Raw genomic sequence first — 23,008 nt, 5'->3', positions numbered from 1 at the left:
GGCACGCCGTCCAATTACAGCCCGCCTTTTGCTGCTTACCGTTTTGCGCGATATGCCTCCTCGTCATGTCCTTTTTCTATTTCTGGATGGTGTAGGTCTGGGGCCTAATCAACCGGCGAATCCGTTAACCACTGTAGGCCCTCATTTTGCCCTGCTCAGTCAATGCACCCAATGGACCCTTCAGACTCCCACCGTACACACCCCGTCTCACGTCTTTCGACCGGTGGACGCAACCCTTCAAACCTCCGGGCTGCCCCAAAGCGGAACAGGACAGGCATCGCTTTTTAGCGGGGTGAACTGCGCCGCACGAGCTGGGCGCCACTTCGGCCCGTTTCCGCACTCCACCTCCAAGCCCATCCTGAAAGCTCAAAACATATTTCAGCGCCTCCAACCCGAAGTTGCTGAGCACGGCTGTGCATTTGCGAACGCCTATCCACCCGTATTTTTTGAAAAGCGCGCTCAAAGCAACCGGTGGACCGTCACCACGCTGTGTAGTCGCCAAGCAGGCGTACGCTTGCGCTCTACAGAAGACGTACGTACGGGGCGTGCCCTTACGGCTGACATTGTTGGAGCGGCGTGGCAAAACCACCTTAACATATCCATTCCACACCTTTCCCCATTTGAGGCTGGCCAGCAACTGTACCGCCTCATGCAAGCCCATCGGTTTACATTGTTTGAATACTACGAAACCGACAAGGCTGGCCATGGACGTTCTGCACTCAGCATTTCCACCATTCTGCACCGGCTGGATGCGCTACTTAAAGGCATTCTGGACGCTTTTTCGCCCGCACACGATCTTTTGCTTCTCTGTAGCGATCATGGCAACCTCGAAGCCCCCGACCAAAAGCCCCACACCCGTCACCCCGTTCCCCTGGTTGCTTATGGATGTGGAGCCGGCGCCTTTTCGGATGCGACATCCATCACGGATGTTGTTCCTACGCTTGTCGATCTTGTGACCAACGAGATGCCGCAATCTTGATTACTGCTGAGCAGCCATCTCTTGATCGGGCAGACGCCCCTGCACTAGTTCGTCGACAAGGGCATCGGCATTGTAGATCCGTTCCAAAGCAGCAATGATACCACGGCTGTCTACTGAAATCGCACGGGCTTGCTCATCGCGATACAAAAAGCGATTGGGGAGGGCCTCGTAGTTGCTATCGAACGCCACACCGACAAGCTCTAAGTCGCTATTTACGAGGGGCGACCCTGAGTTTCCGCCTGCAATGTCATTGGTAGACACTTTGTTAAGGGGGACGTTAAGAAACGTGCTATCGGATGCGGCTTCCATCCAGCGGCTAGGCAACGTCCACGACTCCCCGTCTTTCTCATCTGCTCGTGTGTAAAGTCCCTCAAAGGTAGTGTACGGCGCTACATGAGTTGTATCGTCTACCGTGTACCCTTGCACCCGTCCGTCACTAATGCGAGGTGTTGACGTAGCATCCGAGGCGATGCGACGCTCGTCAAACACAGCCAGTCGAGCCCGGTTGAGGCGGGCATTAATCGAAACCTCTGAAGCACGTAGGTCTTGCTGCTGCTCTACAATGCTAAAGTAAAGCGGAGCCAGCCCTTCAATCAGGCGAAGCGATGGATCATTGCTATCGCGGTAGCCACGGTCAAACAGGCGGTCTGCGCCTTCTTTTGTAAAGAGCCGACTCTCCTCAACTAGATACTCTGCCCACTCACGTGGCGTACGGTCCTCAAAAAGTTGGCGCATGGTAGGGTCAGAGGCCCCATACGCATCCTGCAGGTCTTCGAGGCGGCGTGCAAGAAGCTGTTCCTCCACTTCAGCAGGCCAGTCTTTAATTTGATCGGCTTCGGTGATGGCCTGTTCAAGCTGTGCATCGCGCTGTGCCCCCCGGCTCCGACGCAGTTGACTCATATAATAGCCGTACATGCCACGCGTAAGAATGCGTGATCCGATGTTTGTGTTTGCAAATCCATTAAAGGCCTTTCCACGACGATTGACGGAGGCTTTGGATTGCTGCAGCTGCTCCATATCTCGCGTCAGCCCTCCATATCTCTGGCGCAGCGTATCTACAGACCGGATCGAGTCTTGCAGTGCACGTTCATTGGCGGTGCGCCGTGCAATAAAGTGGGGGTCGTCAAGTCCCACCTGTTGCCCCTCCAGGTTCTTGCGCGAGTTCATAAGCGAAAACAGCGTATTGCGCAAATCAGGCGCCTCTTCTTCCGGATTGGCTTCGAGGAACGCTTTCATCACATCAATCCGGTTCGACAGAAACGTCAACTGATTGGGGATACCGTGGTCGCGCTCATACTCCATTTGGCTAACGGTGGAAAGACGATCTGTGCTTCCAGGTGTCCCAACGGTAAAGACGGGCATGCCCGCTTCGCTTCCCCTCTCGTGGCTCCATGTAAAGTGGTTGGTTGGGCGCACAGGCTCATCATCTTCGTAAACCCGGTAAAATGCAACATCGAGATTATACCGAGGATAGGTAAAGTTGTCTGTATCGCCCCCAAAGAAACCGATACGCTGCTCGGGGGCCATGACCAGACGGACATCGGTGTAGCGACGGTAGGTATATGCTTTATAACGAGCCCCGCGATATGTGGGGACGACTGATACGCGCAGGTTAGCGTCTCGCTCGCGAGCTTGCGCATTTAGCTCGCGCTCCAGGCTATTAACACGCTCAGTACGCACATGCGACCGTAATGTGCGGGCTCCTCGATAGATGCGATTGGTTACGTCTCGAGTATCCACCAGCTTATCAACGTGCAGGTCGGGCGTGGCGCGTTCTTCATCCGGGGTAGAGGCCAGAAAACCGTCCTGATCCAACCGCTCGCCCTGTTCTTGAACGGCCGTAATGTGCGTTCGTGCACAGTGATGATTCGTTACCATAAGCCCATCCTCAGATACGAAGCCTGCTGAACAGGTCGTTCCAAATCGAAGCGCCGCCTGCTGCATGTGCGTCTTCCAATCCTCATCAGGATGTATGTCGTACGTATCGGCAAAGTGATCAGCGGGGATATTATCGAGCATCCACATCTTGCCGAGGTCAAACGGACGCACTGCAACGGTATCGTAGCCCGCGGGCATATCGGTAAGCGGGAGCGTGGGAAGTCGCGCCTCCGTTTCAGCTCCCCCTTCGGTAGACTCCGGTCGGTCTACGACCGAGACCATGTCACGCGGTGCTGAGCAAGCCACGGCAAGAATGGCAACCATTGCCAAAAGCGCAACAGTGCGCACAGCAGATCCCGATCGCAATTTCGATAAGTAGCGCATACAAATAGGAATGGATATAAGACAGTACATCGGCGCACGCGGAAAGGATCTATCTGCTATGTGCTGTTTCCAAAAGCTCTTACCCAGCAACAGACCCGTCTTAGGCGCACCCGTTTGGTGAAGCTACATGGACGCTGAATACCTTTTTATGCTTGGCATTCATTACGTAGACGCACAGCACCCCAATGGGTTACATAACCATGTATTTTGCGTCAAGCACAGAGTGCAACCAAGATGCAACTGTGAAGACAGCACAACAGGGTTTCATTCGTCTCTTTCTTTTTTCTATTCTGAGTTGCCGGAACGAGGAGGAACCGTCAATTTGTACCGGATAGGGAACTCCTCTTTTCCATAATCAATATGGACTTTCCCATTGCGAAAGTGGCGGAATTGGTAGACGCGCGAGGTTTAGGACCTCGTGCCCAATAGGGCGTGGGGGTTCGAGTCCCTCCTTTCGCACCTTATCTGAGTAGTTTACCCCCGTTGTGCACATGCACATCGGGGTGTTTTTTTGACGCCAGATATACCTGGCAGACTGTATAGCGCACGATCTCATCTGAAGGCAGCGGGACCTTGCGGAGAGAAGTGTGTACCCCATGCGGTGCTGTGAACGATAGCGAACGAGTCCTCCTGAGGTGCGATCTCATGCCGTTAATTGGGCAGATGCATCCGACGTGACAGCATGAGATTGCGTCGCTGCGCTCGCGATGACAGGTGAGTTATTCTCGATACGTTAGGGAGCACATGCGTTACCCGACGTTTGACGTGTGATAGAACAGGTAGCATACGCCATATCTATTTTGCCCACAGAAAAGTGGCACCCCCGGTAGTGGGAGTGCCACTTTGTTGTACGCTGTCTGCACGTAGTGCGTTTGAATGCTGCCCCGACTAAAAATTCTGAGGGGTGGCCTTTATGCCACAAGCGGGACAGTCATGAGATTTAGCGCACACAAGCTGTACATACGTACCGTATGAACGATTGCTCTGTTGACTCGTCTACCGACCAATGCGAAGCTTTCACGCTCGCAAAAAGATCGGGGAGTCGCTTTCACTCCACAAAAGAGTCGTCTTGACTACGACCCATTCATTCGGTGCATACACGTCGCAGATTTTGCGCTATCGCATTGTGGTGATGCGAAGCCAACTTTAGCACCTCTGATCTTTTAGTCGCAACCACTGGCTTTACTCCAGTTCGCGCAACTCGTCAACACCGAGCTTTTCTTTGATCTTTTTGTACGTTTCCCAATCAATGAGTACGGCGTAAGGGTCATTGTTCTTTTGAATGAGTACGCCGTTTTTGGTTTTGCGTACGTGCTCAATCAGTTCGGACGTTTCAGACCGCAATTCTGTGATCGTTGCGATCGCGTCAACTCCTTCGGTATTGTACATAACAGAACGTATCTTATTTAGGAAAAATCGGCCCGACGCATGTGTTCAAACAGTCTCAATACCTACTCCGGTATTGTGGCAAAACCGTCGGGTATATATTGACGGAACCACATGCAGACCGATACAGCATTCATTGTTCTATCCTTTACGACGTAATACCGACTCTCTAGTTACCACCTATACAGTTTTTTTATAATTAGAAAGGGGTATATGCATACTGCTTATTTTTTACAGAATGGCAACACTTCAAGTGCCTCATATCATCTATACGAAATCATAGATCAGCGTAGCTAAGGAAACCTTCATGTATCTAACGTGGAGCCATTCAGCGACATCTCCACTTCACCGTTATCCACAACGCCATTAATGCCGCTAACGGCAAAGGATCGTTTGTTTTTTGTCCTCAAAAGCGCAAAAATAGAGATCAGTCCTATTTTTACGTGCTATAACGCCGTCTTCTAGTTGAGCGTGTTGTTATATGTTGAAGCATGCGAAGGGTCAACCTGTGTCAACAGTGCATGCGCTTCTTGCGCCATATTGCTTTGCTCAAAAGCCACAGCAAACTCCTGATATTTAACCCCAAAAAAGTGATCAAGTGCCTCGGTTCGACCTCTGCTGTTTTCAAACTCTTCTATATCGCGGAGCACCTCTATGAGCTCTTCACGAGCAGCATCAGTGTCCTCTACGAAGCGATCAAGTCCCCGATAATGGTAACGAAACACGAGCGAGCGGAATTCTTGATGTCGGCTACCCAAGAGCGTTTCGACCAGATCGGTCCGGCCTCGACTCGTACCAAACGAGTCCCATCCAGAGCTTCCCGGCGCCGAACGAGCCCGGTCAGCAATGTCGCGGCTTTGCTCTAAGTAAGGCGTTCCCCCATGCTCGTCAAAGGTATCGAAGTCCATTCCAATAATCAGATATGCATAGAAGTCAAGCACCGACGTGAGCGGATCATGTCGGTTCAGGTTATACTCTAGACTCTCGCCCCGTCCATACGAAAAACTCCATTCGGTGTCGTTAACGCGAAGCACGGTAGACGACTGTGCCGTGCCGTAAATAGGACGCCGCGCCGACACAACAATCTGCGCTTCGTATTCCCCTCGACTAGGCTCATCTTCAATAACAATTTGCATGGAACAAGAAATACGCTCATTGCGACGCACCTCGTGTTTGGTCCATGAACGCTCATTCACGTACCGATCAATACGATTTTCAAGATCATCTAAGGTCGAAGTGTCTGTCCCCGAAACCTGCGAGTAATCCAATCGAATGCCACAGTCTAGCTCTTGAGCGTGTACCTGAACACCGCATAGCCCACACACCACGAGCAGAGCAAGCACCTTTCTGCACACAAAGTAACCTGGTTTGCAACTGCCCACAACCGATTTTGTATTTTCAATGAATAGGGGCTACACTCACGCTACGTTAATGCATTCTTCCGTGTCGTCCATGTGAGCAGATTACACGCTACTACGCATCGCCGACTTTGGTTACAATGACCTGCACACGACGACTCGGGTCGATAGGGGGATTCATCATTTTGATGTGGGGATTTGTTCTTCCAAATGCAGCGGCCCAATCTCTTTTTGATCTACGCGGTGCTACGCATAGCACAGCCCTAGGCCATGCTACCACTGCACGCACGGAACTGCCCGGTATTCATGGCAATCCAGCTGGGTGGGCTCCAATGGAAAACCCATCAATAACGCTGTACGCAGGCCAATCGTATGGGTTGCCCGAGCTGCAGCATGGCACGATAAGTATCCATTGGCCCTCTTCATTGGGTCATGCAGCAGCCGGTGTGGGCACATTTGGTACCGAGGCCTATCGTGAAACCTACCTCTCGGTAGGCGCTGCCCGTACGCTGCATCTAGGCAGCAGTCGTCCTCTTCACCTCGGCACAACGGTTCGATACTACCATGTCGCTATGTCTCGATTCGGAAACGCCGCTGCCGTGGGTATTCACGCAGGCATGGTGATGCAAATCATGCCGCTGGTAGATGTAGGCGTACATGCCACGAATATCAACCAACCACAGTGGACGGATGAAACGCCGCTTCCGCGGACGCTGAGTGTGGGGTTGGCCTATCGACTTACAGATCGCGTAACAATGAGCGCTGACTTGTTCAACGATGTCGAGTTTCCCATGCGGTTTCGTAGCGGCATCGAAGCTACAGTCATTGCGCCGCTCACCGTCTATGGAGGCGTCCAAACCACGCCGTCTGAGTTCGCACTTGGGGGACGTATCGGATGGAAAGGAATCTATGTAGGCGTAGCTGCCGAGCAACATTGGGAGTTGGGCTGGTCTCCAGCCGCTGACCTTCGCATTACCTGGTAACATTCTCGGTATGTACCAATGCGCCTCGTCAACGTTGTCATAGCGTGCTTCCTGTTGATTGGAATGGGCATGGGTAGCCCCTTGCCTACCCATGCTTACTCGCTGTCTCCCGCCGACACCACGGATTTGCGCACACATCTGCTTCCGTATCTCGATGAACAGATTGATGAAGCATTGTGGGAGCAGTGGAGCGACTGGTGGGAGGCTCCGCTTTTTCTCAACCAGGCGGGATCTGCCGAATTACACCAGCTGCCTGGCCTGGATGTGTCACAAGCCATCCGCCTTCTCACGCATCGCCGCACCCATGGACCGTTTCAATCTGTTGAGGACCTCCATGACGTGTTGGATGCCTCCACAGTAGCGCTCATCCGCCCATTTGTACGGGTAGCGTCCAACGCCGACCAACACGACCCCTCTTCTTCCCAACCGTCCTGGTGGAAACACGGCTGGAATGTACGCGGCCTTCTTCGAACTGGAAGGCGACTTGAGCGCGCTCGCGGTTATACCGATGCCACCGCTGTTCCCTACCTGGGTTCTCCCTACCGTATGGTAATCCGACAACGCGCATGGAATCGTCATATCGACCTCGGCCTCACAGCCGACAAGCGGCCGGGGGAGCCAATCGAATGGAATCCTGACGCCGGCCAGTACGGCCCCGATCATCTCATTGGATACGCCATGCTGCGCAATCAGGGGCCGGTTAACCAGCTAATCGTGGGTAGCTATCAGGTGGCATTCGGGCAAGGGTTGGCGCTATGGACCGGCCCACGCTTTTCGTCGGTCTACGGAGGACCGCGTAACCTGAACCAGCAAGGGAGCGGGTTGCGTCCGTACCGAGGTACAAGCCCGCACACCTATCTACGCGGAGCAGGCATTACGCTCAATTTATTTCGCTCGCTGCAGGCTACCGCTTTTGCATCACACCGCAACCTCGATGCAACACTCGACACGCTTCACACTGGTGCCGTAGTAGCCCGATCGATACGGTCCTCGTCATTACGACGCACAGAAACGGAACGCTCACACCGCCGTCAGCTCCCTACAACGCACATCGGAAGCCACATGCAATGGCAATCTGCAAGAATTCATGTGGGTGTGCTTGGTCTCTACACACAATTTGGGCATCCTATTCGTCCTGCATTGCGCCCAGACACCCAGCCGGCCTTTGCAGGAGAATGGACCACCCATTGGAGTGTTCATGCTCAGTACGTTGCCTCCGCGAACACGCACCTATTTGCAGAAGGCGCCCAAACCGGTCCACGCGGGCAAGCCGCCGCTGCGGGCCTGCACACAGCCATAGGACGGCATGCCACCCTCGCGGTGCGTGGTTATTACACGAATGCATCCTATGACCCACTGGACTGGGGAGGCATAGACGGTCGAGCGCATGGCGGAATGCGTGGTCTCACGACACGAATAGCCCTCGATGTACACCCGTCATGGACACTGAAAGGTACGCTACAGCAAGAGCATATCCGTATCCCTCAATTTCAAACTACACGACCTGAGACATCCCTTCGTGGTGCTTTAGCCATCCATTATCGGCCCCATAAAGCGCTGCACGTGTATGCGCAGGGACAGATGCGGCGCCACGATGTGCGCACGCAAACAACAGCGCCTCATGGTTCCACCTTCCCCGTTCATGCCTTCCGCGATCAAGCGAACCTGCGCGTGCATGTTACCCATACATTTAGTTCGCAGTGGCAATGGAGTGCCCGCACTGCGTACACACACGTGCATCATAGTGCCAACACGGAGTCTGGCACCTTGCTGTGGACGGAAGTCCAGTACACGCCAACCACACGAGTGCATCTGAATACGCGCTGGACGCTCTTCGATACCGACAGCTTTGACAGCCGACTCTTTGCCTACGAACCCGATGTGTTGTATGGATTTTCGGTGCCTGCCCTGTTCGACCAAGGACAGCGGGCCCATTTGTTAGCACGCGTGCAACTTACGGATGCTCTATTGCTTGAAAGTCGGTACAGTGTAACGGCGTACACCCACCGCGCCGTTATAGGATCTGGCCAAGGGCGCATTGATGACTCGCGGGTGCGCGATTGGCGCATTCAACTACGGTGGGCTTTTTAGCATTTTATCCTGTACCTTGAATACGAAGGCGCTCCCACCACACGTTATTTGCCCAAATGACCCCGCTGTGAATGCCCCCCGCTGTGTACATGGGTAGTAGACGCTTAGGGCCTGTCTTTAACTCTGAACCCACCCTGCTATATTTGCACTTTTGAGTGAATCGATGCCCATGAATAGTCCAACCCCTCGCGTTTTAGTTGTAGAGGACAACGCCGAAACCCAGTTGTTGCTTCAGCACATTTTGCGAAATGACTACGACGCAACAATTGTGGACTCGGTCGACGCAGCACTTTCAGCCTGCCGTGAAGAGACGTTCGCCCTCTTAATGCTCGACATTAATCTCGGGGAGCACCGCACCGGTACCGATCTGTTGCATCTGCTAAGGAAGCCCCCATACAACATCGCGGCTCCGGCCTTGGCCCTTACCGCGTATGCGATGCCCGGCGATCAGCAACGCCTTGAGAGGGAGGGGTTCGATGCATATGTAAGCAAACCGTTTTCTCAAAAGGACTTGCTTTCAGTGATGGAGGCGTGCATCAAAACCGGAAACGCGTCTTCTTAGCACGTGTTGTGCTATACACGTATCTGCCGTTGAACGTGCAGAAGCATGTTTATGCCCCTACACGGTCATCCCAGACGGAGCGTAGCGACGATCTGGGATCCATCCCCCAATAGCCCAACAGATGGGTGCGTGCCGGACGTAAAGGCAGCCTTCAACCGGCGGAATGGATTACTTTGTGCGTCGCTTCGCTCGGCTCCGGATCAGCGGCGCCAGGGGCGCCTTGTCCGGGATGACAGGACGATGGGGAGCTCTGCGCCTTCTGAACCCATAGCACAATTCGTTCTTAGCGCACGGTGCCGACCCAACTGTCATCAAAGTGGCGATAGGTAGCACCAATCCGCACATCCACCGGAAGATTATAAAACAATCGTAGTCGTGCCCCCACGCCAATGGTGCTGCTAGACAGTGTGGGCACCCGGTCTGCCCATTCGTAAAGTCCCTGTACCACACCGTATAGATAGAACGCTCGCATGTACACAGGCAACACCGTACCGCCGCGATCCGGGTATCCAATCGGCTGTACCACCTCTAAATCGGCTCGTGTATATGTGCCGCGCGGCAAGGCCGTGTCGCTGTAACCGCGCGGCATAAACTGCTCCAGGTTGAAAATAGCACCCTGATTCTGACTCAACGCCTGCATCCCCACGCGCACCCCCGTGTTGAACCGGTCGAACCATGGTAGATACGCGCTAAGCCCTCCCTGCACGGCTCGTCCGGCATCTATTCCATCCGTCCAGGCATCCACAAACGGGGTTACTCCTACGACCACCCCATGACGGGGAATCAGATCGCGTGTGTTCTGTTGGAGCCGCCAGATGTATTGCACGCTGGGACGCAACGTAATCCGACCCTGAAACGGCGTATCTTGAATCGCATCGGCAAAGAGGCGGGTTTGGCGAAATTCGCTGCGCCACTGCACCTGCCACAACGAACGATATACGTTTGACCGACGCGTGATAGACTGCTGCACCGTCAGGTCAGCGCCCCGTTCATCGACCCCAATCCGAAGGGGTCTAGACGTGCCCTCCTCATCGGTCACCGTAGCGCTGGTCGTAAACGGACGTCGATAGAGTCCCAGGCTCGGTTGCCCCCACAGACGACTTGTTTGTACCCGACCTTCGCCCCAGATTTGTCCTGCCTGGTAGTACCCTTCCATCCGATAGGCCCACTGTTGCAGCGGGTCGGCCCCGGCAAGCCCCAGACCCACGCCCAGCCCGAGCGTTTCGTCCAGTGCGCTCCCTGTTTCCAACTCATCAGCATCCAGCCGAATCGTAGGATACACCATGCGCGGGCTCAGGTACGAACTCGCCCGGTAGGTGCGCTCCCCCTGAACCAGATCATCCGGCACCTCCAGATCTTCGGGACCGGTCTCGGTCTGCTCACGAATCGGAGCATGCCACACCACGTCTTCGGTACGGGTTTCCCACGTCTCCGGCTCAAACGGCACCGTAACCAGATCGTGGCGCTCGTGTTGATGCTCAACATACGCCACCATGCTACGATCGGGCGAAAGCGTAGGCTCCAGCGCTCCATACGCAACGTTGGTTGCCTGATACACCGTTTCAGTTTCCAGATCTACAGCGAACACATTCGGCACGCCCGTAGGATCGGCGCTCATAAGCAAGTACCGTCCATCGGGCCCCCACTGTACGTCGTAAATGACGCTTTCCTCGAAGCCAACCAGCGGCTCCACGCGCAGATCGTCCGCATCGTCGTGCACCGCAAACAGAAACTGGTCGCCATTCATGTTCAACAGCGCCACTGCACGCTCGTCATCGGTAGGGTGTGCCCCAATTTGTTGGATGCGCGTACGCGGCGGCAAGGCATGAGCACGGCGTACGGCCTCCTCGTCGCGGCTGTCGTATCGCACCAGCCGATGTTCAGATGCATCGTTTTCAGCAGCCCAGAAGCCTCCAGCTTCATGAGGGGCAGGCGCCAGCAACCGGTTTGCGTCAGTGGGCGATGTGCGCGTGCCGGTCTGCAGGTCCACCGCTTCCACCTCGGCAACAAACTGCGAGGGGACCGTGGCGGCCTGATCAAAGCGACTCACCCACACCGACAGGCTATCGGCGCTAAGGTGCATGTGGTAGTCGCCCGTAACCTGCTGAGCCGCAAGACGCTCAGCATCACCAGTTGAGGTGTCAACGCGGTAGATGCCCGGCACATCACGATACCCAAACCGATAGGCAACAAGCGTATCGTCATCCTTCCAGAGCGGACGCCGGTGGTTGAGCCCGCGGCGCGTCTCCACGACCAAGTCTGGCTCCGTAAGCGTGCCCAGTGCCTCTATGCGTTTGGCCTCCTGCGCTTGCTCATGGTCCATAAACTCGCGGGAAAGGGAGCCCGGCGCGCGTCCGGTGCCATACCACAGCGGAATGCCATAGCCCAAAAGCGGAAAGCGGTGATATGCGCCCAGCGTCCGCTGAAAGAAATCGTAGGGCTCGCGGGCCTCGTCTTCGGTGTCGCGCTCGACCAGATACCGAAAAAACTGACCGCCCCCAATGTAATGGCGGTCGAAGGGCTGGGTGTGGGCCGGGGCGTGCAGCACGCGAGCATGTCCCCACGGGCTATCGCTGCCAAGCGCCGCTCGATACGACATTAGGGCGGCGGGCAGCTTCATGCGTCCGGCCCCCTCGCGCACCTGGCTTTCACGATACACCGCCACGCCCTCGGTCCATCCGCGTGGGGCCGACAAGTTAAGCGATCGCTCGGCATCTGGAGCAAACGTGCCCATGATGGTTCCCACCCCAAACCCCGGATTGTACTCAGCATGAAGCGCGTGGGTGAGTTCGTGCGGCACCACCACATCAAACCATGAGGCAAACCGAGGCGTAAGCGTATTGCTACGAATCGACGGGATTTCAATCTCCTGCTTAAACGGCAACGAGCGCACGAACCCATTGGACCGGTCGTTGTACGCGTTAAGCACGACGGGCATAGCCCGTTGCGGTTGCGCAGACCCGATGATGACATCGGTACCCGCCTCGCTCTGTATCATCTTGTGTGCTGCCCGCTTGGCCGATGCACGGTAACCCGCCTGATAGATAATGTCGTAGCCATCCACCTCCAGCACGCGGTAGGACACCGAATCGGGACGGTTCTCGACGTTGTATATGGCATCTACCCGGTTGACTTGCCCCTCTGCATCTACAACACCAACCGCCAAAACGATGAGGAAAACGGTAGCCAGGCGTAGTAATCGGAAGAGAGAAACCATGATCAACACATAATCAGAAAGAGGGACCTCGGTGCGCGGTATACCGCTTCACCTACGTATCCAAGTAACGCATCCTGAATCGCAAAGTAAACCGATTCGCCCAATATGACCGACCCTGCTGCTACCGGACGCACCTTTCCGCCCTCGGTCGAAGCCCGCCCGGTGCCTGCCGATGCATCGCTGGATGATCCGCGCCTGTACTTTAACCGGGAGCTGAGCACGCTCGACTTTAACCAGCGCGTATTGCATCAGGCGCTGGATCCACGTATTCCCTTGTTAGAGCGGGTCTTTTTCTGCGCCATCACCGGCAGCAACCTCGACGAGTTTTTCCGCAAGCGTGTGGGGGGCCTCAAACGGCAGCAGGCGGCAGGCGTCTCTTCGCTCTCACCCGATGGTCGCACCCCCGCCGAGCAGCTTGAACTCATCAACACTGCCGTTGAAGAACTCTACAGCACCCTTACCACTTGCTGGGCCGATACGCTGCGCCCGCTCCTTCGCACAGAAGCAGGCATACACCTTCGCGACTACGATACCCTGTCCGAACGCGAGCGCGACTATGCCGATACGCACTTCGAGGAGCACATCTTTCCCGTGCTTACCCCCTTGGCCGTAGACCCCAGCCGTCCATTCCCCTTTCTCTCTAACCTTAGCCTCTCTCTTGCCATTGGGCTGCACAACCCCGAATCCGACACCGACCACTTTGCACGGCTGAAGGTGCCCGACAATCAGGAACGCTGGGTGGCACTTCCCACCGAGGGGCACTACGTCCCACTGGAACAAATCATCGCCCACAACGCCCCGTCCTTGTTCGAGGGCATGCAAGTCACGTCCGTACACGCCTTTCGCGTGACCCGTAACGCCGACATTCGTCGCGATGAGGAAGAGGCTAACGACCTGATCGAACTGATCTCAGAAGAGCTCCGCGAGCGGCGCTTCGCCCCGGTCGTGCGGCTGGAGGTGCAGGCCAGCATGCCCCCCGACGTACGCCGCTTCTTGGTCGAGGAACTCAACCTGCGTCTCGAAGACGTGTATACCGCTCCGGCGCTTCTCGGCCACGCCGACCTCATGCCGCTAAGCCGGCTTGACCGCCCCGACCACCGCTACCCGTCGTGGACGCCCGTCACCCCGCCCCGACTGCAACAAGAAAACGTACGCCCCTCCCTCCTGAACACCGATCAGGACGCCCCGAAAGACATCTTCAGCATCATCCGCTCGGCTGATGTGCTGGTCCACCATCCGTACGAATCGTTCGATGCCAGCGTGCAGCGCTTTGTCGAAGCCGCTGCCAACGACCCGCAGGTGCTCGCCATCAAGCAGACGCTGTATCGCACCTCCGACGATTCGCCCATCGTTGCCGCTCTGGTGCGCGCCGCTGAACAGGGCAAACAGGTGGCTGTGCTCGTGGAGGTGAAGGCCCGCTTTGACGAAGCCAACAACATTGAGTGGGGACGCAAACTGGAAGAATCGGGCGTACACGTTGCGTACGGGCTTGTTGGCCTAAAAACCCACACCAAGGTTACGCTTGTCGTGCGTGAGGAGGACGGTAATCCGCGCCTGTATTGCCACATCGGCACCGGCAACTACAACGCCAAAACCGCGCGCCTCTACACCGATCTGGGCCTGTTTACCAGCAACCCGGCCATCGGCGAGGACGTGATGAATCTGTTCCATTATCTTACCGGATACGCCCCGGAGCAGACATACAACGAACTGTTGGTAGCTCCCCACACCATGCGTCAGCGTTTCGAGCAGCTTATTGATCAAGAGATCAGCCATCAACAAGACCATGGCACCGGACGCATCATTGCTAAGATGAATGCGCTCAACGATGCCCGCATGATCCGTAAACTCTACGCTGCCTCGCAGGCCGGCGTCTCGATTGACTTGATTGTACGCGGCCACTCGCGGTTACGTCCCGGCTTGGAAGGCTACAGCGAAAACATCCGCGTGCGAAGCATTCTGGATCGTTTTCTTGAACACGACCGCATCTACTATTTCGAGAATCATGAGGCGCCTGCCCGCGTGTTTATGGGCAGTGCCGACTGGATGAGCCGCAACCTAAACCGCCGCGTGGAAGCCGCCGTAGAGATCCACGACTCGGCGTTGCGCGAACGCATTGTGCGCCTTCTCAACTACGCATGCAACGACACCTACAGCGGATGGGATTTGCACGCAGACGGACACTACGTCCAAGACGCGTCCGGCGACACCCCTGATGCGCGTCGCACCCAGGCCCTACAATGGCGCCTTATGGAAGATGCACGCACCGCCGCTACTTCCGACTGACTTTTGCAACGAATCCCCTGATTTGCCTATGGACCGCACGCTTGAAATCCGTTGGTTTGTTGACGACAAAACTGATGTAGAAGCCCTCCACGACTGGTTCGATACGCTTGGCAATGCTTCTTCGAAAGAACGCGATGACGTTTACGTGCTCACCGACTCGCCCGCCTGCAATGTAAAGTGGCGCAGCGGCAAGATCCAGACCAAGCGCCGTATGCGCACCCCCACCCCTACCACCACGCCCTCCGGACATACCGGCTGGGAAGAATGCTGGCACAAGTGGAGTTTTGGCACTGATGACAATGCCCCAACCGACAGCGCCTTATGGATTGATGTGTATAAGGCACGCCAACAGGTAACAAAATCGCTTCCCAGCGGCATCGAAATCAAAATTGAACTGACGCAAATCAAAGCGTGTGGCGAGACGGCCTGGAGCGTCTGCATCGAAGCCGAGACCACGGACCCCGCACAGCCACTTGCTGATGCATTGGGGCACGCCAAGTACCTGTGGCTCACCGACCTACCTGATGTAGCGTTTACGCAGGAGACCTCTATGGGATACGCCCGCTGGCTCCACCACGTAGCGGGGCGTCCGCTTCCCCCATTGCCAAACGGCGAAAACGGTTAGGGTTTGGAGGTATGGATGTGTGGAAGGTTGGATGTGTGCAAGTATGGAGGGGTGGATGCTAAGCGTCTGTTTTAGCAATGAGCCCCAGGAACACACCCACAAAGAGTGCAAAACTCGTCCATACCACCACACTAAGTACAGCTTCGTAGCCTTCTTGCACGACCTCTTCAGTGCCCGAAAGCAAGTACCAGAAACCGCTGGTGTAGGCGGTCGCCACACACAGGGCCACCCCCAGAAAGATCAACAGGCGTCCCGTGCGTTGCAGCCACGCCCACCCGCTGTACGCAGCCTCATCAGTCACCTTACCCCGCAAATCCGCAAACAGATATCCCAGCGTAGCTACCACGCCCAACCCAAACGTAAGCGCGATACCTGCCTGGTCGCCCTCTTCGGCCATGGCAAACCAGGCATCGCCAAAGTCGAGCATGAGCAAGGCCCCCACCAGCAACGCAAACCACACGTACATAAAATGGCCTAAATAGGCCATCATTGTGCCGCCGACCCACGCTCCCCAATGGGACTGTGGCATGCGGAGCCGACGTGCCTGAAAGGCGCCAATCAGATGGTAGCGATCTAAGAGCCAATCTTCCATCTCTTCGGAAATCTGCTTCATGGACGGACGATCAGTCCCTTTCTGCGTTGCATACGCCTGCATCAACGCCGTGACTTCTGTTTCGCGCCCATCTTCCATGGCCCGACGCTCCTGCTGCTCCCATCCCTCGTGCATAGCACGCTGCCAGCTACGACGCTCCCCCGGGGTGGCCTGCTCAAGTGCTTTTGGGTGGCGAACAGTACGATATAACGCCGCATCGAATGCCGACGCGGAGGGGGTGCTGCGCATCGCGCTGCGCGCTGTAGCCGCTACGAGCATGTGACGCAGTGGACCAGGCTCTTGCTGCAAAATAGCGTTAAGCAGAGGGGATACAGGAATATCTTTTTCTTTTCGACTCTGCTCGTACCGAATCGATGCCGCTTCACTCCATCGGTGGAGCAAGGCAACAAGGTGATCCCGTGCCCGCCGAAGCGACTCTGCCTCTGATGGCGCCAGCCAAGGCAATAGCGCCGTACAAAACGCCTCAACCTCCTGTTGCACGGTTTGCGCAGCGTCCTGCAGAGCCGGTGCATCCGATAATGTTTGTAGTGTGAGATGTGAGCGCTGCGCTTGCAACTCGGCCACCGTCTGGGCCGCCTGTACACGTAACGACGCATCCGCAGAGGCCCCGTACACACGCCGCACAAACGCATAGACAGAGGCGGACGCTCCATCGCTCTGGTCTTGGCGAACCATCAGTGCAACCCAGCCTGCAACAGCCGCTGTGGGTGTTTCCACTTCCTGTACGTTCTGTAGAGCGCGTCGAACACCTTGCAGCGCGTCTCCAAAGGAGGAATCAGCAGCGTGGACGGCGCTCTCCCGAGTAGCGGCTTCTTGCGTCAACGATTGTGGGGCAAACGCACGAATTAGCGCTTCGAGTGCAACAGGGTCCCCCTCGGCCGTCAGGTATTCGCGTCCGTGGCACACATCAGCAATTTCTTCGAAGAGCAACGCATACGGTGCACGAGCTGCCAGGGCATACACCTTGTGTTCAGGTCGCGGATCCGACGCCGTCGCGATGTATGAACGCAACTGATTCTCAATCGCATCAGCGAAAATCGCAGCAGACTCATCGCTAACGTCGTTCGGCACTAGATCGATAAGGACCTCGAATGCCCCTACCTGATGAACAAGGCGGGGATCGAGCACGCCCTCATCGCCAGATGCTTCCCACTTACGCAGGTGCAAGAGCAAACGCACGGTGGCGCCACGCATGGCACCCGGAAGAGCAGACGAGTCATTAAGGATGGAGGCGGGACCGATATCTAAGGCATCCAAAAGATGGGTGAATGCCTCATACTCATCGCTTGGTAGAAAACGGCTCGCATCCAATAGAGTGAAGGCGGCCTCAGCCCGCTCCTCCGGATCGGCCAACGTCCATTGTACGGGACTTACCATACGCTTGGCCGCAGCCCGCCACGCAAGCCGGGCCGTCCCGTGCTCCAAACGATCCCGAGCTACCATGTAGCGCCGATGGGCAAATTCGTTATGCCGAAGTTTCACCCCGTTTAGCAACGCTCTCACCGCCTCGGCACTGGTTTCTGCACGCCGGGCAAGTCCTTTCATAGCCTCATCGATAAGGCGAAGATGGCGCGCAGCCGTGCTAAAGGAGGGCACGGAATCTGCTTGCGCCTCAGCTACACGTTGTAGAAAAGCAGGCCATGGAGAAGCGGCAAGCGCCTGCCCTTCTGTATGACTCGATGTTTCGACCAACGCCCATGGTCTGACCAGCAATGGGTCGAGGGGCGGACCGTCGCCCGCGGCTATGTCTTGGACAAATGTTCGGGCGGCCTTTCTCCAACCTGAATGGGGAGCCGCACGCAGAATATGCATTGCCTGCAGCAACACCCGCACATCGGCAGCCTCGTGTTTTACGTACCCGTGCGGAGAATCTAACTCCACAGGGTAAGCGATGTCCTCCATTGGCGGAGTGGCTCGCGCATGATGGGCTGCAGCCATAACAAGAACGCGACGCCGAGCTCGGCGTCCGTTCAACTGCACGGGTTGATCCAGTGCAATGCTCTGTGCTTGTGCGTAGTGCTGCACACGCTGCCACCGCTCTGTATCTGCATGCAGGTGGCGCCCAATCACACGGGCTGCTGCCTGATACAAGACCGGATCTGACGACCGGAAAAAGAAGAACAACAGATCGTTGAGCGAAGCAGAGACGGTTTCAACGTGTTGCAGACATTCCAATCGCAGCCGAAGCTCTTCCCGATCGGTTTCGTGACTCCACGTGCTCCAGGCTTGCTGTACTGTGTCGTTTCCACACAGCGGAGCAATTGCCTGCAATCCTGCATCCTGCATATGCTCAGAGAGAGCCCCTAGAATCTTCAGGGCTTCGATGAGCGATGGCCCCCCAGCCCGAGTCTTCGCCTCCCGATTGATGTACGCCTTGCATGCTTCAATACGATCTGACGTGAATGGGCTTTTGCTCGTCATAAGTTCTCTGTCACACGTGATTGTTAGGGGCCAAACTTGTCATCGCGAGGAGGGAGCCCTACGACTGACGCGGCGCTGTGAGCGCTAGCGAACGAGTACTCTTGGGGTGCGATCTCATGCCGTTGATTGGGCGGCTACATCCGGCCTAATAGCATGAGATTGCTTCGCTGCGCTCGCAATGACATGACTATGAGTTATTCTCGGTACGTTAGAGGGTACATGTGTTACCCGAAGATTGACCTGTGACAGAGCACTAAGTGACCTCAACAATAGTTGTGGGGATTGCCGGTTGGTTTCCCCTCCATCCTACCCTTCCTCCCCGAGGAGGAAGGAACCGTGGAAGGCGTTCATCACGTCCCCCTCGGAGGAGCTATGGTGTATACACAACGCAACCGGAGGCGAACTCCCGCTTGCGTCCTCGTCGCGATGCTCTGCGTCGCGACGGACGAATAGACGCTCTGCGTCCAACGTACCCCCCGAGGTAAAGAAACCAGGTGGTGGATTAGGGATGCTGGAGCGTCCCGGCAAGCGTGGCGACGCAGAGGGATCATAGGTCATGCCTGTTGTGCATCGCCACGAGAGGACAGATGTTTTGTTATTATCATCGGGCAGGCTGTCACTCCCTCTTGAACTCCAATATTGACACGTGACTTCACTTAGTCCGTTTTACTTGGGCAGAAAAATGCTGATACGCGTTCCATACCCCTGGGTCGACTCAACTTCAAGGCGCCCACCCAGCTGATGCACTAACTTTTGCACGATGGTAAGCCCCAGTCCGCTGCCTTCGTACGAACGAGCAAACCCCTCCGACTCTTGCGTAAATGCATCGAACATTCGCTCTTGAAACGACTCACTCATGCCAATACCTGTGTCTGTGACCTCAATGAGAGCTCCCGAAGGGCCTTCAGTCACACACACATTTACCTGCCCAGACTCTGGTGTAAACTTGATTGCGTTGCTGAGTGTGTTGTACAAAACCCGTTGGAGCGCTCCAGGATCACTTTCGAGGTGCACAGACGAGACCCTCATGTTAGCTGTAAGTGACACCGAAGCGCGTTCGGCCTGGGGGGCCATTTCGTCTACAATCTCGCCGACAAGCTGAACGGCATCCATGGGCACGGTCTCTACCGCCTCTGTTCCCGCCTCAAGCTTCGACAGTCGAAGAACCGAGTTGAGGGTTGTAAGAAGCCGGTTGGCACTTCGTACGATATGCCGCGCAAAGTTAGACTGACGGCCATGGGTTTCATCTTGCAACACCTCTGCAAACCCAATAATCGATGTGAGCGGGGTACGCACTTCGTGACTCATGTTGGCGAGCATAGCCGACTTAAGGCGGGCGGCTGATTCGGCACTCTGCTTTGCTTTACGCAATGCCTGTTCGGCGGCCACGCGATCTGTGATATCGGCGATGGTGATTACTTTGTACGGCTCCCCGTCTAAGATAACGCGTTCTGCCGTTACAAGGGCATCACGCTTGGATCCATCTTTGTGAAGCACCTTCCACTCGCCTGGTTCTTCATCAATCCCTTCGTGGATGACTCGGTCGTGAACTTTCAACGCTTGAGCACGCTGCTCGGGCGCTACTATTTTTCCTACAGATGCTCCGATAAGGTCTTTCTCAGTCCACCCAAACAACTCGCTAAACGCCGGGTTAATCTGCACAAATTTCCGATCGGCATTCGTTACGCAAATACCTATCCCTGCGTTATCTATAATCGCATCAAGCATGCGCTGGGTACGCCGCAACATGCGATCTTGCTCGTGTCTCTCTGTAATGTCATGCACAGTAAAGACAGCTCCCACCACTTCCTCGTTAGCATTACGAAGAGGGGCGCCGTTAATCGACACAACTTTACGCGTTCCATCTGGCCACCGGATTGCATGTTCGATATCGTACACCGGTGCCTGGGTCGCCATAACTTGGGAAAACGGCAACTCGTCTTCGGGCAAGGAAGTCCCATCAATGCGTTCAATTCCCCAGTCGGGGTCGTTATAGGTACGCTCTGACGCTTCGTTGGCCGAAATCCCCAGCACCTCCTCCGCCCGTGAGTTGGCCTCTGTAATACGTCCCTCCGTATCTAAGATGGTAATGGCTGCTGCACTGGTGTTGAAAATGCGTTCGAGCAGATCCCGCTCTTGGCGAAGCGCCTGCTCGGCTTCAATGCGCTCGGTTATGTCCACCGCCATGCCAACACATCCACTGACCTGCCTATCTACATCTTGAATCGGAGCAAACCATACATCAAACGTAGCTTCGTTGACCTCAACTACGGTGTCGACTGGCGTGCCAGATAGCGCCTGGTCTACACAGTCTGTAAATGCCGTAGCATCGGCATAACGCGCATGGAAAGAATCTCCTGCCAGCGTACCGGGAGCATCGACCAGCCGCGACAAGTGTTTGCCCTCAGCCACCAGAATATTGGCGTCATCGTCGAGCAAAAAGATCGCAGGTTGGGCATACTTGAGCAACGTTTGAAATCGATCGTTGCGTACGCGCAACTGCTGCTCCAGGGTGCGCTCTGCCGTAATATCACGTACGATGGTTTGTGCAGCCCGCTGCCCATTGTATATGATAGGCACCGAGCGTGCTTCTACCACCCGCGATACACCATCGCGCCCCCGTACGGTATATTCCTGCGGCATGGTGATGCGCCGCTCATTGTAGACACGACGCAAGTTGTTCGCCGCCTTTTCTTTGTCATCTTCGTCTACAAAGCTAGACAGTGAGCACTCTGTGAGCGAAGACGAATCGTCTACACCCAAGACCCGTGCTCCCGCCGGATTGATATACTTAATCCGATCATCTATTGAAACGACGATGGGGTCGGGATGCACCTCAACAAGTCGCTCCCAGCGCTCGGCACTTCGCCGGTGCGCACGCTCCTTTTCTTTATGCTCTGTGATATCTTGGGCTACACCTACGCAGCCTACAAAGGACCCACTTTCACTATACACCGGCGAGTATCGGGTATCGAATACACGACCCTCCATTTCAAAGGTGCCCTGTACAGCCTCTCCTTGCAGCGCTCGTTGAAGGCGCTGAATAATCGCAGGATAATCAACATATAACTCGAAGGCCGACTTTCCTACCACCTCCCCCGACTCTAAGCCCAACGCGGCGAGATCGCGTCCTCCCGACACCAAAAAACGGCCGTTTTCATCAAGCAAAAAGACAATAGACTGTACGTTTTCGACAACCGTCTGCAGAATCTTTTTTTGGCGACGGACCTCACGCTGCGCCCGGTATGATTCGGTGATATCGGTAACAACTCCATCATAATACACTACGTTGCCTTCGTCATCGCGCAGTACTGTGCTGCTAATGCGCCCAATGAACGTCGATCCGTCTTTGCGTCGCAGTTCAACAGCCTTGCCTTCGAGACCATCGGTTTCGTGCTCTTCTTCCAACAACGCATCGCGCTGCATTGCATTGCGATAGAAGCGTATAGATGGAAGATGAAGCATTTCTTCGGGACTATCGTAGCCAAACAGGTCGGCAAAGGCCTGATTGACGTACATGAGTCCATCATTCGGCGTGCTACGGTATATGCCTTCCGATACGTTATCGGCCACATGCTGCAGGTGTACCCTCGTTTGCTCACGGGTGGCAGCCTCTCGACGGCGTTCGAGTTCATTCATCACCATCGCCCCCATGTCGGCAAGCCGGCGCACAATCCATCCTCGCTCTTCGCCATCTATATGCCGTGGAGCCGTATCCATGATAGACAGCGCTCCGATCACCTCGTCGGTATGAGGAGGGCCCAACGGAATGCCCGCATAGAACTGCACGGATTCGCCATCAATTTGTACAAATTCGCTCGTTCCATCGCGCAAAACCTCAACATCTGAAACGACGAGGGGCGTGCCTTGCTCTACAATACGGGTAGACGGACCATCGTTAAACGGAAGTGTCTTATCTGGAAACCCCACCTGCGCCTTAACCCATTGTTGATCAGGGTCAACAAAACTAATAACTGCCGTGGGAACCGAAAATAAGTCGGCTGTGATACGCGCAATGCGATCAAAAGCCGCCTCAGGAGCAGCATCAAGCAAACCGTACTGCTTCAACAGTGCAGGGCGAAGCGAAGACGACGAGGGGGCAACTTCGACATCGGACATACGCGCCATGAAGTCAGAAAAATGAGGCAGGCAACCTGCTCTGGAAACGATCTATGCTTTTACACAACGAAAGAGCACCTACAAACGACGAAGTGCTCTATCCAAG

12 protein-coding genes and 1 tRNA gene are annotated in these 23,008 nt (G+C 55.6%); 7 read left to right on the top strand and 6 right to left on the bottom strand.

Annotated elements, in window-relative coordinates; translation table 11 throughout:
• Positions 1 to 52: 52 nt before the first annotated feature.
• Positions 53 to 979 (top strand): alkaline phosphatase family protein, encoded by a 927-nt coding sequence (locus tag ACZ5AL_RS03615; RefSeq protein ID WP_464512236.1) that lies wholly within the window; start codon positions 53 to 55, stop codon positions 977 to 979.
• Here the strand turns inward: ACZ5AL_RS03615 and ACZ5AL_RS03610 are convergent, their stop codons facing one another.
• Positions 980 to 3,241, bottom strand: a complete 2,262-nt coding sequence (locus ACZ5AL_RS03610; protein ID WP_464512234.1) for a S46 family peptidase — start codon at positions 3,239 to 3,241, stop codon at positions 980 to 982. It abuts the gene before it with no gap.
• Positions 3,242 to 3,616: 375 nt separating this feature from the next.
• On the opposite strand from ACZ5AL_RS03610, the gene ACZ5AL_RS03605 reads away from it, so the two are divergent.
• Positions 3,617 to 3,700: transfer RNA gene (locus ACZ5AL_RS03605), tRNA-Leu, on the top strand.
• A gap of 723 nt (positions 3,701 to 4,423) precedes the next feature.
• On the opposite strand, the gene ACZ5AL_RS03600 is transcribed toward ACZ5AL_RS03605, so the two are convergent.
• Together ACZ5AL_RS03600 and porD are read right to left on the bottom strand one after the other, a co-directional pair.
• Positions 4,424 to 4,630 carry a type II toxin-antitoxin system Phd/YefM family antitoxin gene (locus ACZ5AL_RS03600; protein ID WP_464512233.1) on the bottom strand — a complete coding sequence of 69 codons (207 nt, stop codon included), beginning with the start codon at positions 4,628 to 4,630 and terminating at the stop codon, positions 4,424 to 4,426.
• A 458-nt stretch (positions 4,631 to 5,088) separates the two neighbouring features.
• Entirely contained in the window at positions 5,089 to 5,970 is an 882-nt protein-coding gene (porD, locus tag ACZ5AL_RS03595) for a type IX secretion system protein PorD (protein WP_464512232.1), read from the bottom strand.
• 155 nt (positions 5,971 to 6,125) lie between these two features.
• On the opposite strand from porD, the gene ACZ5AL_RS03590 reads away from it, so the two are divergent.
• From ACZ5AL_RS03590 to ACZ5AL_RS03580, 3 genes are all read left to right on the top strand, one after another.
• Positions 6,126 to 6,968 (top strand): hypothetical protein, encoded by an 843-nt coding sequence (locus ACZ5AL_RS03590; RefSeq protein ID WP_464512231.1) that lies wholly within the window; start codon positions 6,126 to 6,128, stop codon positions 6,966 to 6,968.
• An 81-nt stretch (positions 6,969 to 7,049) separates the two neighbouring features.
• Positions 7,050 to 9,059, top strand: coding sequence for a ComEA family DNA-binding protein (locus ACZ5AL_RS03585; protein ID WP_464512230.1), 2,010 nt, complete (start codon positions 7,050 to 7,052; stop codon positions 9,057 to 9,059).
• A 169-nt stretch (positions 9,060 to 9,228) separates the two neighbouring features.
• A complete protein-coding gene (locus ACZ5AL_RS03580) occupies positions 9,229 to 9,621 on the top strand; it encodes a response regulator (RefSeq protein ID WP_464512229.1) in 393 nt (130 codons plus the stop codon).
• A 283-nt stretch (positions 9,622 to 9,904) separates the two neighbouring features.
• Here ACZ5AL_RS03580 and ACZ5AL_RS03575 read toward each other — a convergent pair whose 3' ends face one another.
• Positions 9,905 to 12,838: a TolB family protein gene (locus ACZ5AL_RS03575; RefSeq protein WP_464512227.1), complete on the bottom strand. Its 2,934-nt coding sequence runs from the start codon at positions 12,836 to 12,838 to the stop codon at positions 9,905 to 9,907.
• 105 nt (positions 12,839 to 12,943) lie between these two features.
• On the opposite strand from ACZ5AL_RS03575, the gene ppk1 reads away from it, so the two are divergent.
• Both ppk1 and ACZ5AL_RS03565 read left to right on the top strand, forming a co-directional pair.
• Positions 12,944 to 15,124: a polyphosphate kinase 1 gene (ppk1, locus tag ACZ5AL_RS03570; protein WP_464512226.1), complete on the top strand. Its 2,181-nt coding sequence runs from the start codon at positions 12,944 to 12,946 to the stop codon at positions 15,122 to 15,124.
• A 28-nt stretch (positions 15,125 to 15,152) separates the two neighbouring features.
• Positions 15,153 to 15,749, top strand: coding sequence for a hypothetical protein (locus tag ACZ5AL_RS03565; protein ID WP_464512225.1), 597 nt, complete (start codon positions 15,153 to 15,155; stop codon positions 15,747 to 15,749).
• A gap of 58 nt (positions 15,750 to 15,807) precedes the next feature.
• Here the strand turns inward: ACZ5AL_RS03565 and ACZ5AL_RS03560 are convergent, their stop codons facing one another.
• Both ACZ5AL_RS03560 and ACZ5AL_RS03555 read right to left on the bottom strand, forming a co-directional pair.
• Positions 15,808 to 18,783, bottom strand: a complete 2,976-nt coding sequence (locus tag ACZ5AL_RS03560; protein ID WP_464512224.1) for a hypothetical protein — start codon at positions 18,781 to 18,783, stop codon at positions 15,808 to 15,810.
• A gap of 666 nt (positions 18,784 to 19,449) precedes the next feature.
• Positions 19,450 to 22,902, bottom strand: coding sequence for a PAS domain S-box protein (locus ACZ5AL_RS03555; RefSeq protein WP_464512223.1), 3,453 nt, complete (start codon positions 22,900 to 22,902; stop codon positions 19,450 to 19,452).
• Positions 22,903 to 23,008 lie beyond the last annotated feature (106 nt).

The sequence above is a fragment of the Natronotalea proteinilytica genome (assembly GCF_055379935.1).
Note: the sequence above shows the minus strand (reverse complement) of the source record. Positions and strands in the feature narration are given on the sequence as shown.

Excerpts from the sequence above, each read along its gene's own strand:
- ACZ5AL_RS03615 (WP_464512236.1), top strand. The coding sequence starts at position 53 with ATGCCTCCTCGTCATGTCCTTTTTCTATTTCTGGATGGTGTAGGTCTG.
- ACZ5AL_RS03610 (WP_464512234.1), bottom strand. The coding sequence starts at position 3,241 with ATGCGCTACTTATCGAAATTGCGATCGGGATCTGCTGTGCGCACTGTT.
- ACZ5AL_RS03600 (WP_464512233.1), bottom strand. The coding sequence starts at position 4,630 with ATGTACAATACCGAAGGAGTTGACGCGATCGCAACGATCACAGAATTG.
- ACZ5AL_RS03590 (WP_464512231.1), top strand. The coding sequence starts at position 6,126 with ATGACCTGCACACGACGACTCGGGTCGATAGGGGGATTCATCATTTTG.
- ACZ5AL_RS03580 (WP_464512229.1), top strand. The coding sequence starts at position 9,229 with ATGAATAGTCCAACCCCTCGCGTTTTAGTTGTAGAGGACAACGCCGAA.
- ACZ5AL_RS03575 (WP_464512227.1), bottom strand. The coding sequence starts at position 12,838 with ATGGTTTCTCTCTTCCGATTACTACGCCTGGCTACCGTTTTCCTCATC.
- ppk1 (WP_464512226.1), top strand. The coding sequence starts at position 12,944 with ATGACCGACCCTGCTGCTACCGGACGCACCTTTCCGCCCTCGGTCGAA.
- ACZ5AL_RS03565 (WP_464512225.1), top strand. The coding sequence starts at position 15,153 with ATGGACCGCACGCTTGAAATCCGTTGGTTTGTTGACGACAAAACTGAT.
- ACZ5AL_RS03560 (WP_464512224.1), bottom strand. The coding sequence starts at position 18,783 with ATGACGAGCAAAAGCCCATTCACGTCAGATCGTATTGAAGCATGCAAG.
- ACZ5AL_RS03555 (WP_464512223.1), bottom strand. The coding sequence starts at position 22,902 with ATGTCCGATGTCGAAGTTGCCCCCTCGTCGTCTTCGCTTCGCCCTGCA.